15 protein-coding genes and 1 pseudogene are annotated in these 16,084 nt (G+C 74.1%); 10 read left to right on the forward strand and 6 right to left on the reverse strand.

Going from position 1 to position 16,084, the window contains the following annotated elements; all coding sequences use genetic code 11:
• Positions 1-19 precede the first annotated feature (19 nt).
• Positions 20-421, forward strand: a pseudogene (locus ABT369_RS34865) (nucleotidyl transferase AbiEii/AbiGii toxin family protein); the annotation flags it as partial.
• A 168-nt stretch (positions 422-589) separates the two neighbouring features.
• On the opposite strand, the gene ABT369_RS34870 reads toward ABT369_RS34865, so the two are convergent.
• Positions 590-928 carry an NACHT N-terminal Helical domain 1-containing protein gene (locus ABT369_RS34870; protein ID WP_350618513.1) on the reverse strand — a complete coding sequence of 113 codons (339 nt, stop codon included), beginning with the start codon at positions 926-928 and terminating at the stop codon, positions 590-592.
• Between the two features lie 159 nt (positions 929-1,087).
• On the opposite strand from ABT369_RS34870, the gene ABT369_RS34875 reads away from it, so the two are divergent.
• The 6 genes from ABT369_RS34875 to ABT369_RS34900 all read left to right on the forward strand — a co-directional run bounded on the left by ABT369_RS34875 (position 1,088) and on the right by ABT369_RS34900 (position 6,499).
• Complete coding sequence (locus ABT369_RS34875) at positions 1,088-1,840, forward strand: NUDIX hydrolase (RefSeq protein WP_350618515.1); 753 nt, start codon at positions 1,088-1,090, stop codon at positions 1,838-1,840.
• Positions 1,837-2,787 carry a serine/threonine-protein kinase gene (locus tag ABT369_RS34880; protein WP_350618517.1) on the forward strand — a complete coding sequence of 317 codons (951 nt, stop codon included), beginning with the start codon at positions 1,837-1,839 and terminating at the stop codon, positions 2,785-2,787. Before ABT369_RS34875 ends, ABT369_RS34880 begins: the two co-directional genes overlap by 4 nt.
• Before the next feature lie 9 nt (positions 2,788-2,796).
• The gene (locus ABT369_RS34885) at positions 2,797-3,771 is read left to right on the forward strand and encodes a hypothetical protein (protein WP_350618519.1); all 975 of its coding nucleotides are present in this window, start codon (positions 2,797-2,799) and stop codon (positions 3,769-3,771) included.
• Between the two features lie 8 nt (positions 3,772-3,779).
• Entirely contained in the window at positions 3,780-4,961 is a 1,182-nt protein-coding gene (locus tag ABT369_RS34890) for an adenylosuccinate synthetase (RefSeq protein ID WP_350618521.1), read from the forward strand.
• Positions 4,962-5,042: 81 nt separating this feature from the next.
• Positions 5,043-5,456 carry a hypothetical protein gene (locus ABT369_RS34895; protein WP_350618523.1) on the forward strand — a complete coding sequence of 138 codons (414 nt, stop codon included), beginning with the start codon at positions 5,043-5,045 and terminating at the stop codon, positions 5,454-5,456.
• 209 nt (positions 5,457-5,665) lie between these two features.
• Positions 5,666-6,499 (forward strand): SCO6745 family protein, encoded by an 834-nt coding sequence (locus ABT369_RS34900; protein WP_350618525.1) that lies wholly within the window; start codon positions 5,666-5,668, stop codon positions 6,497-6,499.
• Positions 6,500-6,508: 9 nt separating this feature from the next.
• Here the strand turns inward: ABT369_RS34900 and ABT369_RS34905 are convergent, their stop codons facing one another.
• Positions 6,509-8,257: a DEAD/DEAH box helicase gene (locus ABT369_RS34905; protein WP_502891854.1), complete on the reverse strand. Its 1,749-nt coding sequence runs from the start codon at positions 8,255-8,257 to the stop codon at positions 6,509-6,511.
• Positions 8,258-8,351: 94 nt separating this feature from the next.
• Between ABT369_RS34905 and ABT369_RS34910 the strand changes: the two genes are divergently transcribed.
• Positions 8,352-8,762, forward strand: a complete 411-nt coding sequence (locus tag ABT369_RS34910) for a hypothetical protein (protein WP_350618529.1) — start codon at positions 8,352-8,354, stop codon at positions 8,760-8,762.
• Here the strand turns inward: ABT369_RS34910 and ABT369_RS34915 are convergent.
• The 3 genes from ABT369_RS34915 to ABT369_RS34925 all read right to left on the reverse strand — a co-directional run bounded on the left by ABT369_RS34915 (position 8,746) and on the right by ABT369_RS34925 (position 11,822).
• Positions 8,746-9,288, reverse strand: coding sequence for an RNA 2'-phosphotransferase (locus tag ABT369_RS34915; protein WP_350618531.1), 543 nt, complete (start codon positions 9,286-9,288; stop codon positions 8,746-8,748). The genes ABT369_RS34910 and ABT369_RS34915 overlap by 17 nt on opposite strands.
• A 53-nt stretch (positions 9,289-9,341) precedes the next feature.
• Positions 9,342-9,941 (reverse strand): TetR/AcrR family transcriptional regulator, encoded by a 600-nt coding sequence (locus ABT369_RS34920; RefSeq protein WP_350618533.1) that lies wholly within the window; start codon positions 9,939-9,941, stop codon positions 9,342-9,344.
• A gap of 162 nt (positions 9,942-10,103) precedes the next feature.
• A complete protein-coding gene (locus tag ABT369_RS34925) occupies positions 10,104-11,822 on the reverse strand; it encodes an AfsR/SARP family transcriptional regulator (RefSeq protein ID WP_350618535.1) in 1,719 nt (572 codons plus the stop codon).
• Positions 11,823-11,923: 101 nt separating this feature from the next.
• On the opposite strand from ABT369_RS34925, the gene ABT369_RS34930 reads away from it, so the two are divergent.
• A complete protein-coding gene (locus ABT369_RS34930) occupies positions 11,924-12,046 on the forward strand; it encodes a hypothetical protein (RefSeq protein WP_350618537.1) in 123 nt (40 codons plus the stop codon).
• Positions 12,047-12,072: 26 nt separating this feature from the next.
• Here the strand turns inward: ABT369_RS34930 and ABT369_RS34935 are convergent, their stop codons facing one another.
• On the reverse strand, positions 12,073-12,438 hold the full coding sequence (locus tag ABT369_RS34935) for an MmcQ/YjbR family DNA-binding protein (RefSeq protein WP_350618539.1): 366 nt from the start codon (positions 12,436-12,438) through the stop codon (positions 12,073-12,075).
• Positions 12,439-12,624: 186 nt separating this feature from the next.
• Between ABT369_RS34935 and ABT369_RS34940 the strand changes: the two genes are divergently transcribed.
• Entirely contained in the window at positions 12,625-15,993 is a 3,369-nt protein-coding gene (locus tag ABT369_RS34940) for a DUF4132 domain-containing protein (protein ID WP_350618541.1), read from the forward strand.
• The last annotated feature ends 91 nt before the right edge of the window (positions 15,994-16,084 follow it).

A 16,084-nucleotide genomic window follows, 5' to 3' on the forward strand; every position in this document is an offset into this window, starting at 1 on the left:
ACGATCGGCGAGGGCACGCTTCGCCCGCCTCACCGTGACCGACGCACAATACACCTCAAAGGTCGAGCTGGGCGTCGACTGGCGCGCCAACGAACCAGTCGTCATGGCGATCGGCGCGGTACTGCACCCCGACGACGCCATCGCGAACAAGATGGCCGCACTGTACGGCCGCGCCTTCGCCCGCGACTTCATCGACATTGACGCCGCGCTCGAGTCCGGCCGCTACGACCACGAGACGCTGCTACGGTTCGCGGAGCGTGCGGACAGCGGCTTCGACCGCCGCCTCTTCGCCGACGCGATCGGGCAGGCCAAGGTGCTCGACGACGACTTCGCCGAATACGGCATGCATGGCCCGGCACTGGCCGCGCTGCGTGCCCGGTTCGCAACATGGCGCGCCGCCCTACTCAACGCGCAAACCTGACGCGGCGCGCCGACACCGGGTGCTCCACGGGTGCTCGGACGCCGCAGGACGGGCCCCTCTCGGCCTGGACAGAGAGCATTCCAATCCCGCGCAAGCGGCCGAAAGCCAGCTCTAACAGGACGCACGCGGACGGACGAGGACGATCCAAGGGGGCTCTTAATCTGCGGGTCAAGCCCTGCGCGGCGTACGAGTTTGAATCGGCGGCCCGGTCGTGCCTTCTGATCTGCGGGTCGCCTTCGCAAGCGCGGCGTCGCGCTCGTGGTCCGGCACGCCCGCGAACCGGGTGGCGAGCAGCGGCTGCAGGCGCTCGGCGACCGCGTCGACCATCGTCTCGATCTCGCGCTCGACCTTGCGGCGGGCGAACTCGTCGGTCACCCGGCGGTTGATCAGCTCGGCGAGGGGGAGCTCTCGCTCGGCCCGCTTGCGCCGTTCGCCGAGCCAGCGGGTGACCGCGGGGCGGACCACGAGCCGGCCGAGCTGAATCAACGCCGTCTCGATCCCGATCACCGATCACCGATCAAGCATCGACGATCGGCGGGGTGCTCGGGTGTCCGGCGGGCGACAGAAAAAACGGCGTTGCGCGCTCGCCGGGGTGGGCCTATGGTTGTTCTCAGATCGAGTAAGACTCAAGTTGAGAAAGACTCCAGCTGAGAAGGACTACGCGACGTGGCTGATGAAGAGGCCGAGTTCCTGGCCAACTACGACCCGCGGCGGTATCCGCCGGTCGCGGTCACCGTCGACGTCGTGGCGTTCACGATCCGCGACGGGCGGCTGCACGTGCTGCTCGTGCGCCGGGCCTGCCCGCCCGACAAGGACAGGTGGGCGCTGCCCGGCGGGTTCGTGGGGGAGTGGGAGGACCTGCCCACCGCCGCGGCCCGCGAGCTGGCCGAGGAGACCGGGGTCGCGACCGCCAACCGGCGGCTGCACCTGGAGCAGCTCGGCACCTACGGCGCGCCGGACCGGGACCCGCGGATGCGCGTGTTCTCGGTGGCGTACCTCGCCTTCGCCCCGCACCTGCCCGACCCGGTGTCCGGCAGCGACGCGCGGGAGGCGGCCTGGATCGCGATGGACGACCGGCCGGAGGCGCTCGCCTTCGACCACACCGGCGTGCTCGCCGACGGGCTCGAACGGGCGCGCTCGAAGCTGGAGTACTCGCCGCTGGCGACCCGGTTCGTGGGCGAGGAGTTCACGATCGCGGAGCTGCGGGCCGTGTACGAGACGGTGTGGGGCGAGCCGCTGCACGCCGGGAACTTCCATCGCAAGGTGCTGTCGGTGCCCGGGTTCGTCGAGAGCACCGGGGCCACGACCGAGCGGGGCGGGGCTCGAGGGGGGCCCCGCGCCAAGCTGTACCGCGCCGGCGACGCCCAGCTCCTGCACCCCGCGCTGCTGATGCCGAGCCGGGAGGAGACGCTGCGGTGAACACCGACGAGGCCATCGCGCTCATCGAGCGTTCGACGGCCGCGGAGCTCTTCGGCGGCGACGACGGGCACCGGCGGTACCGAATCCTGGCCAAGCTCGTGCATCCCGACGCCGTGGGGCCGAAGGGCACCCGGGCGTTCGCGCGGCTGTCCGAGCTCTGGCGCAACCGGGGCGTGATCCGCACGGCCCGGGGCACGTACCCCACCGACGTCCTCGACCACCGCGGCGACCTGGCCAACCTGTACCGCATCCCCGAGGGCCACCTGAAGCTCGTCCGGGACCCGTCCTGCAACGACCTCATGGCCCGCGAGGCGGCGGCCCTGCGCCGGATGGCCGAGCACGGGGATCCGCGGTACCTGCCGTACGTGCCCCGGCTCGTGGAGACCTTCCGGCACCGGTCCGACTCGGGGCAGACGCGGCGCGCGAACGTCATCGCCACGTCGGCGTCGCGGCTGCACAGTCTGCAGGAGGTACGGCGGAAACGGCCCGACGGCCTGGACCCCCGCGATGCCGCCTGGATGTGGCGCCGCCTGCTCGTCGCGCTCGGCCTCGCGCACCGGGCGGGGGTCGTGCACGGGGCGATCGTCCCGCAGCACGTGCTCATCGAGCCCGACGAGCACGGCGTGGTGCTCGTCGACTGGTGCTACAGCGCGAGCGACCCCGCGCAGCACATCGCCGCGATCGTGCCCGGGCACCGCGACGACTACCCGCCGGAGGTGCTGTCCCGCGGTACCCCGGGTCCCGGCACCGACATCCACATGGCCGCCGGTGTGATGGCCGGCCTCATGGGCGACCGCGCACCGAAGCCGCTGCGCCGGTTCGCCGACGGCTGCCGGCTGAGCTCCACCCGCCAGCGCCCCGACGACGCCTGGAAGCTGCTCGGCGAGTTCGACGAGCTGCTGCACCGGTTGTACGGGCCGCGCACATTCCGTCCCTTCACGCTTTAGGAGACCTTCATGGGAAGCGGAACCTGGTCGACCGACGTCTACGACGCCGCCGACCGCTACCGACGGGCCACGGGCGCGAGCGCCTTCGCCTACAGCGACTCCGGGGCGCGCCGCGTCCACACCGCCCTCGACCCGAAGGGCGTCGGCACGCGGGAGAGCCGCGACTCCGACGAGCACCCCGACTCGGTCGCGATCGCCGTGCTCTTCGACGTCACCGGCTCGATGGGCTCGGTGCCGCGGGTGCTGCAGCAGAAGCTCCCGCAGCTGCTCGGCCTGCTGCTGCGCAAGGGCTACGTGACCGACCCGCAGATCCTCTTCGGCGCCATCGGCGACGCCACCTGCGACCGGGTGCCGCTGCAGATGGGCCAGTTCGAGTCGGACAACCGCCTCGACGAGGACCTCGGCCGTTTCGTGCTCGAGGGCGGCGGCGGGGGCCAGATGACGGAGTCGTACGAGCTCGCGATGTACTTCATGTCCCGCCACACCTCGATCGACTGCCTCGAGAAGCGGAACAAGCGCGGGTACCTCTTCATCATCGGCGACGAGCAGGCCTACCCGAAGGTCAAGCCCAACGAGGTCCGCGCCGTCATCGGCGACCGGCTCGGCGAGGCGATCGCGCTGCGTGCCATCGTGGACGAGGTCCAGCGCAAGTACGACACCTACTACATCCTGCCGGCGGGCTCCTCCTACGCGGGCAACACCGCGATCCTCGACTTCTGGCGCGACCTGCTCGGCCAGAACGTCATCGCGCTCGACGACCTCGACGCGGTGTGCGAGACCATCGCGCTGACCATCGGCCTCGGCGAGGACCGCATCGACCTCGACGAGGGCCTCGCGGACCTGGGCGAGGTCGGCTCGGCCTCGGCATCGACAGTCGGGACGGTCGGCAAGGCGCTGGCCCGCATCGGCGGCGACCGCGCCCCGCTCGCGCACGGCTCCGGCCCGGCGGACCTGGCCGGCCCGGTCAGCGTCGAGCGGCTGTAGCCACCGCCATGCACTACATCGTCGTGGACCTCGGGTTCGGCGACTGCGGCAAGGGCACGACCGTGGACTACCTGTGCGCGACCCGCGACATCGACACCGTCGTGCGGTTCAACGGGGGCGCACAGGCGGCGCACACGGTCGTGCTCGCCGACGGGCGCAAGCACACGTTCGCCCAGTTCGGCTCCGGCTCGCTGCGGCCCGGGGTCCGCACGCACCTGTCCCGCTTCATGGTCGTCGACCCCCTCGCGCTCGTCACTGAGGCCTGTGGCCTGGTTTCGCTCGGCGTGACGGACATCTGGCAGCGCCTGACCGTCGACCGCTCGGCGCTGATCGCGACGCCCTACCACCGCGCGGCGAACCGCTCGGCCGAGCTGGCGCGCGGGGCGGACCGGCACGGGTCGTGCGGGATGGGGGTGGGGGCGACGATGGAGTACGCGCTGCGGTACCCCGACGACGCCCCGCGGGCCGGCGACTGCGCGTCCCCGTCCGTGCTGCGCCGCAAGCTGGCCCAGCTGCGGGACCGCCTCGGGGCCGGCGGCCCGCCGGTCGAGGCCTGCCTGCCGGCGTTCTCGGGCTTCGCCTCGACGGTCACGCTGGTGGACGGCTTCCGCCCGACGGGCTCGTGCGTCTTCGAGGGCGCCCAGGGCGTGCTGCTGGACGAGTGGCACGGCTTCCACCCGTACACGACGTGGAGCACGACCACGTTCGCGAACGCCTTCGCGCTGCTGCCCGACGCGCCGGTCTTCCGGCTGGGCGTCCTGCGAACGATGACCACGCGCCACGGCGCCGGCCCCCTGCCGACGGGGGACATTCCGGGCATCACCGACCCGAACAACCCGACGAACGACTGGCAGGGCCCCTTCCGCGTGGGCTACTTCGACGTCCCCCTGCACCGCTACGCCCTGGAGGCCGCCGGCGGCGTGGACGGCCTGGTCCTGACCCACCTGGACCTCGACGTCGGCCGCTACTGCCCCGAGTACCGCGACTCGAGCTTCCTGCGGGTCGGCGAGCCCGGGGACCTCGACCGCCAGGCCGCGATGACCCAGTCCCTCCTCACGGCCGAGCCCCGGTACGCGCCGGTCACCGACTGGGTCCGCACGGTCGAGGAGTCGCTGGGGGCCGACGTGGTGCTGGAGTCGTGGGGCCCGACGGCGCAGGACAAGAAACCGTCCGGCCGGTTGACGGCCTGAACCCGCACCTCAGTCGCACCACACCGGGACCTCAGCCCGCCGTGTTCTGCTGTGCCCCTCACAGACGACTTGGGGGCGACGATGGGCCTGGCACGCGACGCGATCCGGGCGGTCTCGGTGGCGGCGGCGGCCGGGATCGCGGTGGGCGGCGCCTTAGGCCTGCTCGCACCGTCCTCGGCCGCGGCCGTCGACACCCCACCGGCCCCGGCCGCGGCGGCCCGCCCGGCGATCGTCACGAGCGTGGACCTGCTCGGCCGGGCGCAGCTGTCGGTCACGGTGCGCTTCACGAACACGGGCCGGGCGACCGAGCACCTGACGGGCTTCGACGTGCTGGCGGACGGCCGGCCGCTGACCCGCCTGGGCGTGGAGCCGGCGGCACTCGACCTGCGGCCGGGCGCCACGGCGGACGAGACCGTGTCGTTCACGGCCCCCACCCCAGCGGCCGACCTGACGCTGACCCTGCCGGACGGCGTGCAGCTGCCACTGGAGCTGTAGCCCGCAGGCTGCGGCTTACGTCAGGCTCGCGGCCTGATGGTTTGTCGCTCTTCGCTTTTCGCTTGTGCTCGTAAGGCGGCCGTCGCGCGGGAAGCGGTGCCTGAACGACCTCGCCAAAAAAGTCTCGGCGGGGCTGTCGGATCGGGTCCGGGCTGTTCGTAGCAGGGTCGAACAGCCCCACAGGACCTCGAACACAGGAGATGATCCGGATGCAGTCCACGGTTTCCGCGCCCGCCGCCACCGCCCGCCACCTGCACGCGCTCGTCGAGCCGATCCACCTGGTCACCTACTTCGCCGACGAGCCGGACCAGGCCCTCCTGGCGCTCGGCCTCCGCAACACCTGGGACGCCTACTTCGCCGGGCGCGCCGCCCCGCTGGGCCGGGTGCCGGCCGCCGTGGTCGACGCCGTCTTCTACAACTTCGCCCCCGGCGAGGTCGCCCGTCACATCCCCCACATCTGGGACATCACCACCCCCGAGCAGGCGATCGCCGCCCGCGAGCAGGGCTGTGCCGCGGCGCTGCGCCGGATCCTCGGCGACACCCCCACGCTCGAGCGCGCCGCCGACCTGGCCACCAAGGCGGCGACGAACGCCCCGACGCACGGGCGGGTCCTGTACGCCGCCCTGCGCACGCTGCCCGTGCCCGAGGAGCCCTTCGCCCGGCTCTGGCACGCGGCCACCCTCCTGCGCGAGCACCGCGGCGACGGTCACATCGCCGCCCTGGTCGCGGCCGGGATCGGCGGGACGGAGGCCCACGTGCTGCACGCCCTGTCCGAGGGCATGCCCGCCGAGCAGTTCGGCCGGGTCCACCACCTGCCGGCCCGGCAGCTGGCCGCGGTCGTGGACGGCATGCGCGAGCGCGGCCTCATCGGCGCCGACGGCTGGCTCAGCGACGAAGGCCGCGAGACCAAGGCGCGGATCGAGGCGATCACCGACGATCTCGCCGCGGCGGCCCTTGCCGGCCTTGAGCCGGGCGAGCGCGACGAGCTCGTCGCCGCGCTCGAACCCATCGCCGCGGCGCTCAACGCCGCCGGGTCGCGGTAGTGGCCCCGGTCAGGACGCTCGGTGGCGCTCCCGGCGGACGACCGGGCGGCGGCCCTTCAGCGTGGTGCGCCGCAGGGTGTCGATGACCTCGTCGACCGCGCCGTCCGGGACCTCCACGAGGGAGAAGCGGTCCGCGATCTCGATCGCCCCGACGTCGCGGCCGGTCAGGCTCGACTCGCCGGTGATCGCGCCGACCAGGTCCTGCGGCCGGATGCCCGCCGCGCGGCCCGCACCCACGAACAGGCGGGTCATCCCGCCCGTCGGGGCGCGCCGGCCGCCGGTGTCGCGGCCCCGGCCGCGGCCGTCGGAGTCGCGCACGCTGACCCGCCGGTTGGGGTTCGAGCGCTCGTCACGCGAAGACTCCCGCGGCTGACGCAGCGTGACGTCCGGGATCTCCTCCTCGTCGTTCTCCCCGACGGCGGTCGACTCGTGGGCGAGCTTGATCGCGGCGAGCGCGATCTCCATCGGGTCGAACTCCTCGGCGAGGGACTCCACGATCACCCGGAAGCGCTCGAGGCCGTTGTCGGCGATGAGGCTCTCGTGCAGGGCGGCGCGGGTGAGCTCCATGCGACGGGCGCGCAGGTCGGCGACCGACGGGACCTTCTCGATCGTGATGCGCTGCTTCGTGACGCGCTCGATCGTCTTGAGCATCCGGTGCTCGCGCGGCTCGGCGAGGGTGATGGCGACGCCCTCGCGGCCTGCGCGCCCGACGCGGCCGATGCGGTGCACGTACGACTCCGGCGCCGACGGCACGTCGTAGTTCACCACGTGCGTGAGGTGCTCCACGTCGAGCCCGCGGGCCGCGACGTCGGTGGCCACGAGCAGGTCGGCGGTGCCGTTGCGCAGCCGGGCCATCACGCGGTCGCGCTGCTCCTGGCCCATGCCGCCGTGCAGGGCCTCGGCCCGGTAGCCGCGGCCGTTGAGCGTCTCCGTCAGCTGGTCGACCTCGTCGCGGGTGCGGCAGAAGACGATCGCCGCCCCGGGCGCCTCGACGTCCAGGACGCGTCCGAGGGCGGCCGGCTTGTGCGCCCGCGGTACGACATATGCCACCTGGCGCACGAGCGGCGCCTCACCCGCGGGGGTCGGCTCCCGGCCGATCTGGATGCGCACCGGGTCGTTGAGGTGGCTCGCGGCCAGCCCGTCGATCCGCGGCGGCATCGTGGCCGAGAACAGCACGGTCTGCCGGTCCTCGGGCGTCTCGGCCAGAATCGCCTCGATGTCCTCGGCGAAGCCCATGTCGAGCATCTCGTCGGCCTCGTCGAGCACCACGACGTGCAGGTCGTGCAGGCGCAGCGTGCCGCGGCCGATGTGGTCCAGCGCCCGGCCCGGGGTCGCGACCACGACGTCGACGCCGAACTCGAGCGAGCGCAGCTGGCGGCCGATGGGCTGCCCGCCGTAGATGGGCAGGACGCGGACGCCCAGGTCGCGACCGTACCGATGGATGGCCTCCGACACCTGGACCGCCAGCTCGCGGGTGGGCACCAGGATCAGCGCGGACGGGTTGTCGCCCCCGGGCGAGGGCAGGCGCTGCAGCAGCGGCAGGGCGAACGCGGCGGTCTTGCCCGTGCCGGTCGCGGCCTGGCCGAGCAGGTCCCTTCCGGCGAGCATGGGCGGGATGGCCTCGCGCTGGATCGGGGTCGGCTCCTCGTACCCGAGGCCGGCCAGCGCTTTGAGCAGCTCGTCGCGTAGCCCGAGCTCGCCGAAGCCGGTCACGTCCTCATCATCGAAGGTCGCGGTCACGGGGTGCTCCTCACTCAGGCAATGCAGGCGGCGCCTCTAGCATCCCAAACGCCTCGGGGGCCCTCGGTGGCGCGGTCGCTGAGTGTGATCTGCGACCGGATAGGGTTTCGCCGTGACCGACGATTGGCGGGAACAGAGGGCGCGGGCGGTGGCCCATCACGGGGCCGAGCTCGAGCGCCGCCGTGAGGCCGAGGCCGAGCAGGCCAGGGCCATGATCGCCGGGTTCGTGGCCGCCGCGCGCGCGTCGGGCCCGGCGCCGGAGCCGCTGCGGGCGCGCTCCTACAGCGGGCGGTCCTACCGCACGTCGCTGCGGGGGTGGTACCTCAATCCCGCCCGCACCATCGCGATCGCGCAGGACGGGGAGTACTACTCGCTGCTCGTCCCGTCGTCGGCGAAGGCGCTGCTCGTGGGGGCCGACCCGACCCCGCAGCCGCCGCGCCTCATCGTGGGCGAGGGGGCGCGCGACGGCGAGTCGATGCCGCTGGCGGCGCTGCTGGAGCGGCTGCTCAGCCGGTCCGGATGAATTCGGACGGCACCGTGTCCGTCAGCCACACCCCGTTGTCCGACCGGTAGAAGACGTGCCCGGCCCGGGCCATCTCGCCGGCGAGCACCGTGAGGATCACGATGGCGCCCCCGCGGCGGGCCCCGACCCGGCGCGCGGTCGCGGTGTCGGGTGACAGGTGCACGTGGTGACGCCCGCCCCGGTTGAGTCCGGTCGCCTGGATCGAGACCAGGGCGGCGGCACCGGTACCGTGAAACAGCACTTCGGGCGGTTCCGCCTCGGCCAGCCCCAGCTCGACGGGGACCGAGTGCCCCTGGTTGGCCCGGATGCGTTCGACGCCGTCCTCGCCCACGGCCACGGCGAAGCGCTGCTTGTCGTTGCCGTCGACCACCTCGTCGAGGGTGGCCCGATCGATGCGCATCGCGGCGAGGAACTCGGCGACGGGCACCCACCCGGCGGCGTCGAGCGTCAGCCCGACCCGTGCGGGCTCATGGCGGAGTGCCTTGGACATCCGCTTACTGATCTTGACTAACTGCTGGTACTCCATATCGAACCCGATTGTGCGCCGTCCTGCGTGCGGGGGCCACGGCATTTCCCGCGTCACGGCGCGTTGCGCAGCCCGTCCAGGATGACCCTGATCGCGGTGGCGCGCGTCGGCTCGTCCGGGGCCCACATGGCCGCATGCGAGGCCCCGACCAGCACCGCGACCACCGCGGCGCCCCCGACGTCCGCCCGCACCGCCCCGGCCGCGCGGGCCCGGGCGACCAGCGCGTCGACGGCGGCGAGCAGCGCCGCGCGCACGTCCCGGACGACCTCGGTGACGTCGACCCCGGCCCCGGAGAGCGCGTCGGCGAACGCGTGCTTCGTGGCGCTCTGCTCCACGACGTGCTCGAGGAACCCGAACAGCGCGGCTTGCGGGTCGTCGTCCTCGGCCGCCCGCCGCGCGTGCTCGGCCAGGGTGCGCATCCGCTCGACGAGCACCGCCTCGAGCAGCGCTTCCTTGGTGGGGAAGTGCCGGAAGACGGTACCGATGCCGACGCCCGCCCGCCGCGCGACCGCCTCGGTGGGGGCTCCCACGCCCTCGGCCGCGAACACGGACTCGGCGGCCTCGAGCACCCGAGCCCGGTTCCGGCGGGCGTCGGCCCGCATCGGCCGGTTGGCGTCCGGAGTAGCCGCTCCGAATCGCTCGATCGGACTCACGAGCCCGACTGTACGGGGCCGGCCGGGCGCGCAGGCCGGCCGGGCGCGCAGGTGCTGCGCCGCTCAGGCCAGCCGGGCGCGCAGGTGCTGCGCCGTTCAGGCCAGTCGGGCGCGCAGGTGCTGCGCCGTTCAGGCCAGTCGGGCGCGCAGGTGCTGCGCCGCTCAGGCCAGCCGGGCGCGCAGGTGCTGGCCCCGGGCGGCGGAGACCTGCGCGGCCACCGCCGTCCGCACCAGCCCGCTGCGATGCCGGACGTGGCCGCCGGGCCCCTCGACGAGCAGGTGCGCGTGCACCAGCTGGTCGACGGCCCCGAGCACGTCGTCGAGCTCCAGCCCGCCGGCCGCGGCCACCTGCTCGACCCGCAGCGACCCGAGCGCCGCGGTGAGCCGGAGGATCTCCCACGCCGCCGGCGGCATCCACCGGGTCCGCTGCCGGGCCAGGTGCATGGCGACCTCGCCGCTCAGCTGCGGCCCGAGCTCCCGCGCCGCCGTGACCAGGCCCGGGATGCCCCCGCTGGCCTCGAGCACGTCGGAGGGCAGGTCAGCCGCCGTCAACGGCGCCAGCCGCAGCACGAGGTCGGCGTCGAGGGCCCCGAGCGGCCGCTCGGCGATCGCGGACGGGTAGCGGTACGACACCACGACCCGCACCCCGCGCTCCCGCAGCCACCGCAGCTCGGCGACGGAGTCGGCGTCGAGGTGCTCGGCGTCGTCGATGGCGACGACCGCCCGCACGGTTCCGCGCGGCAGCCGCCCGGCGATCTCGTCGAGCTCGCCGGGCAGCAGGTGGCGCCGCTCGGCCATGGCCGCGTCGAGCACCGCGTCGGCGGGCGCCCCGAGCTGGTGCAGCACCGTGCGCAGCCACCCCAGCCGCAGCGCCCCGCCCGGCCCGGGGCCCCGCCCGAGCCCGACCACGTCCGGGTACAGCTCCCGCAACCGCCCGAGCAGCGCCGACTTCCCGGCCCCGGCAGGCCCGGCGACGTGCACGACATCGGGCCCGGCCGCGAGCGCCTCGAGCTCGGCGACGCGCCCGACGAACCCGCTCGGCCCATCCCCGGCCGGCTCCCGTACATGCGCCACCGTCGCGTCGCGGGGCGCCCGCCGCCGGTCCCCTCGCCGCCGGTCGAACGCCGGCGGCCCGCCCTCCAGCGTGGCGACGAGCGCGTCCCGCAGCTCGGTGGTGGCGGCGGCGGGCGCGATCCCGAGCTCATCCGTCAGCGCGCGGACGCACCGCTCGTACCATCGCAGCACCTCGTCCTTTCGCCCCTGCCCGGCCACGGCCCGCATCACCGCGCGGTAGCCCCGCTCGGCATAGGGGTCGAGCTCCAGCGCCTGCCGCCCCAGCCGCAGCGCCCGCCCGGGGTCGCCGTCGACGCCCCGTTCGGCCAGGTCGAGCAGCGCCCCGACGAGCGCGGCCCGGACCTCGCCCCGGGCCGGGGCCGCCCAGTCCGCGTACTCGTCCTCGGCGAACGGCAGATCCCGCGCGAGCCGCACGATCTCCTCGCGCACGTCCGTCCGGTCCGGCTCGGCCTCGGCCGTGCGCGCCGCCGCCCGCAGCTCGGCCAGGTCCAGCCGGGCGCGGTCGGTGGCGAACACGTATCCGCCCGCCCGCGTCACGATGAACGACCGCGACGTCGGCACCCCGGGCTGCAGCGCCCGCCGCAGCACCGACACGTAGTGCTCCAGTGCCGCCGCGTGGTTGCCGGGCAGCTCCTCGCCCCAGACCGCGTCGGCGAGCGCGTCCTTGGACTGCACCCGGTCGTGCCGCGCCGCGAGCACCCCGAGCACCTGCCGGGCCCGGCGGGGCAGATCCTCGCCGGTCAGCCGCCGCGCGCCCGCGTCCGCGGGGTCGATGATCTCGATCGTGCCGAGCACCCGAACGTCCACGCCGCCGGATTCGGCAGCCCCGCGGGGGATCTGAGTGCTCCCATCGGTGCACTTCAGGTTCACCACAGCCGGACGTCAGGCCGCCGTGCTTCCCTCGGCGGATGAAGCACACCGCCGCTCACGCCGGCGCGGCCATCCGCCTCACCTGGCGCATCGCCCTGGCCGCCGTCCTGCTCACCGCTCTGGCCGCCGGCCTGATCACGACCATCGTCTCCGCCACCTGAACCGGCTCAGGGCCGCGGCTGCGGGTTCAGCAGAGCGGAAGGTCGGCGCGCGCCACGATGAGCCGTGGCGCCGTCATCCGCCACGCCTCCGTGATCAGGTCGGCGAGCTCGTCCTCGTGGGCCTTGCGCAGCCGCACCTGGACCCAGCCGATCCGCCCGGACGCGCGGGCCTTCTTGTACGCCCGCGGGTCGTCCTCCACGAGCGCGGCCTGCTCCTCCCGGGTCGCCTTCACGAGCATGGTCAGGTCGTCGGCGCACAGGTACGCGAACGCCTTGTCCCGGATCCGGAACCCGAGGTGGTTGCCGTGCTGGCGCTGGTCGACCTCGGGCAACAGGAGAACCATCCGTAGCGCCTCGTCGACGCTCACCCCGCGTACGGTCCGCAATCCCATGACTCTGATGTAACAGGACGGTACGACACTTTTCCCGGGATCCGATTTTCCCCATTTGGCGACTTTGTCGGACCGCTCCGCCCGGATCCGCATTGCCGCAGGTCGCGGGCACCGCCGCGAAAAAATGTCGGTGGGGGTCATTAGTGTGTCGCCCGTCGGGACGGATCACGAGGGGGTCGACAGGCGATGAGCGAGGACCGGTTCGTCACACCGGCCGAGTGGCGCAAGCACCTGCTGCCGCGCCGGGGCGGGATGCCCGTGCCGTATGCGCCCGAACCCGGCGCCGCGGCCGTCGTCGCCAAGGCCACCCAGGGCCGGGCCGACATCCGCGAGAGCCTCACCCACGCCAGAACGCCGCCGGACATTTCCGCGGCCGGCCTCGCCCATCTCGACGGCGAGCCGGGCAGCACACCGCTCGGCGCCGCCGCCGTCGCCGTGTTCGCGGTCGGGCCGCAGCCGAAGACCGACGCGAAGACGAGCCGGGCCATCGCCGACCAGTGGATCAGCGAGCGCGGGCTGGCGTTCGCGCTCAGCGCCGCCGTCGAGCTGGTCGAGCTGCGCTTCATCGCCGAGCGCGAGCAGCGCTACGGGCAGGACGCCGGCCCTGCGCCGATCACCCGATACGGCCGCAACGACGTCCCGCAGCACTTCTACGCCGACGGCGTGACGCTGCTGTTGCACCGGCTCCGGGCCGCGGCCGCGGCGGCGCCCGAGGAGGAGTTCGCGGCGGCGGTGGCGGCCCTCGCCGAGCTGCGCGCCGGCGAGCTGGCGTGGCATCAGGCCGCCGTCGCCTCCTTCCTCGTCGCGACCGAGGACGGCTGGGTCAACCGTGACTTGGGCGCGCTGACGGGACGGCAGGGGCACGAGTGGCCCAAGCTGCTGCTCACCGCCTGCGTCACCAAGCCCGACCGGCTGCGGACGCTGTTCACCGGCTACGTGCCCAGCCACCTCGTGGGATCGCCGGAGCACCTCTACACGGTCGCCGAGGGCCTCGGCGCGGACGGGCTGCCGGTCTACCTCGACCTGCTGACGACCTACGGATCCTGGGGCGACGGCCTGCGCATGCTGCTGGCGCTGATCTCGGCGGTGCCGTCCGACGAGGCCTTCCTCGCGCTGCTCGAACGATCCGACTCCAAGGCCGGATCCCTCGCCCTGACCGAGGCCGCGGACCGCTTCCCGCGCCGGGCCGTCCGCCTGCTCGCCACCGCGGCCTGGACCGGCTCCCGCGGCGTGGTGCTCGGCGAGCTCCTGCGCACGCAGGTCGTGCGGCACCGGGCGGAGGCCGACGAGGTCGCCGCGACGCTGCCCGAGGTCGCCGCGCGCCGGATCACCGCGATCACCACGCGGCTCGACTCCGTGCACGAGGCCCCCGCCGAGTCCGTCCCGCCGCTGCTGGCCGCGCCGCCGTGGAGCGCCGGCGGCAAGCCCCGCAAGCCGATCGTGGTCGCGGGGCTGCAGTGCACCGATCCCGTGACCCTGGAGTGGGTCGCGGGCGAGCAGGAGGCCTGGCAGAAGGCCGGGCAGGGCTACCGCTCATACGGCCGGCGCGACTACGAGCGCCTCGCCGAGGAGGTTCGCACGGGACGGGCGCGCCCCTACGACGAGCCCGGGTTCTTCCTGGTGGCGCCGGACGCCCTGACGCTGCCGCTGCTGGAACAGTGGCGGCCGCGCGAGTTCTGGAACGCGGAGCACTGGCTGCGGGGCCTGGTCGCCCGCTACGGGCCCGCGATGTATCCGGTCGCGCTCGCGGGAGCGTCATCGGCCGCGGCGGCCATGGTCCAGGTGCTGCAGCCGTTCACCGGGCCGGCGGTCGGGCCGCTGATGGCCGAGTGGTTCGGGCGGCTCAAGTCGGTGCGGCCCACGGCGGCGGCCTGGCTGCGCCGGCACCCGGCTGCCGCGGCGCGCGAACTGGTCCCGGCGGCGCTGGGCAAGGCGGGCACCGCCCGGCGATACGCGGAGCGGGCGCTGCACTACCTCGCCGGCGAGGGGCACGCCGACGCGATCCGGGCCGCGGCCGGGCACTACGGGCCGGCCGCCGCCGAGGGGATCGCGGCGCTGCTGGAGACCGACCCGCTGCACCTGCTGCCGGCGAAGGTGCCCGCGGTGCCGGAGTGGGCCGATCCCGCGCTGCTGACGCCGATCGAGCTCGCCGACGGCTCGGGCAGCCTGCCCGCCCCGGCCGCCGGCTCGGTGCTGACGATCCTGGCGATGTCGCGCCTCGGCGAGCCGTATGGGGGGCTGGCGGTCGTCACCCGGACGTGCACGGCCGAGTCGCTCGCCGAGTTCGCCTGGTCGCTGTTCCAGCGCTGGCAGCTCGCCGGGTTCCCGTCGAAGGAGTCGTGGGTGCTCGACGCGCTCGGGTTCCTCGGCGACGACGAGACCGTGCGCCGGCTCGCGCCGCTGATCCGCGCCTGGCCCGGCGAGGGCGGCCATGCCCGCGCGGTCGCCGGCCTCGACGTGCTCGCCGAGATCGGCTCCGACGTGGCGCTCATGCACCTGCACGGCATCGCGGAGAAGGTGAAGTTCCGCGGCCTGAAGGAGCGGGCGCAGGAGAAGATCGCCGAGGTCGCCGACGCCCTCGGCCTCTCGCCGGAGCAGCTCGCGGACCGGCTGGTGCCCGACTTCGGCCTCGACCCGAACGGGACGCTCGTGCTCGACTACGGGCCGCGGCGGTTCGTGGTGGGCTTCGACGAGCAGCTCAAGCCCTACGTGGCGGGCGAGGACGGCAAGCGCCGCAAGGACCTGCCCAAGCCCGGCGCCAAGGACGACCCGCAGCTCGCGCCGGCGGCCGCGGCCCGGTTCGCCGCGCTCAAGAAGGACGTGCGGACCGTCGCGGCCGACCAGATCCGCCGCTTCGAGCGCGCGATGGTGCTGCGCCGGCGGTGGACGCCGGCGGAGTTCCAGCAGTTCATCGTCGAGCACCCCCTCGTGTGGCACGTGGCGCGGCGCCTGGTGTGGGCCGCGTATGGTGCCGCGGCGCCGGGGCAGGCCGAGGGTGCGGTGCTGGTGAGCCTGCGGGTGGCCGAGGACCGCACGCTCGCCGGGGCCGGCGACGAGCCCGCCGCGATCCCCGACGGGGCCGTGATCGGGGTCGCGCACCCGCTGGACCTCGGCGAGGACCTTGCCGCCTGGGGCGAGGTGTTCGCCGACTACGAGATCCTGCAGCCCTTCGAGCAACTCTCCCGCGACATCCAGGCGCTGACGGAGGAGGAGCGGCAGGCGACGCAGCTGCGGCGGCAGGCGGGGCTCAAGGTCCCCACCACCACGGTGCTCGGCCTGGAGCGGCGCGGCTGGCGGCGCGCGGCCCCGCAGGACGCGGGCGTCCAGCCGGCCATGGAGCGCGACCTGCCGGGCGGCGCGACGCTGATGCTCGACCTCGACCCGGGCATCATCGTCGGCCTGGTCACCGAGTTCGAGAACCAGACGCTCGGCGCCGCCTACATCCTGACCGAGGGCAGCGCGAGCTGGGACCGCCGCCGGGGGCTGCCGTTCGGCGCGCTCGACGCGGTGACGGCCTCGGAGATCCTGCGCGACCTGCGCGAGGTGACCCAGTGAGACATCCTCTGTCAACCTCATGCGGCCTGTTTGTGGGCTTGGGTGCGGTGGGTGGTATGGACGGTTTCGTCGTAGCGCACGCCGAGGCGCA

The sequence above is a fragment of the Dactylosporangium sp. NPDC000244 genome (genome assembly GCF_040300725.1).
Taxonomy (GTDB): domain Bacteria; phylum Actinomycetota; class Actinomycetes; order Mycobacteriales; family Micromonosporaceae; genus Dactylosporangium.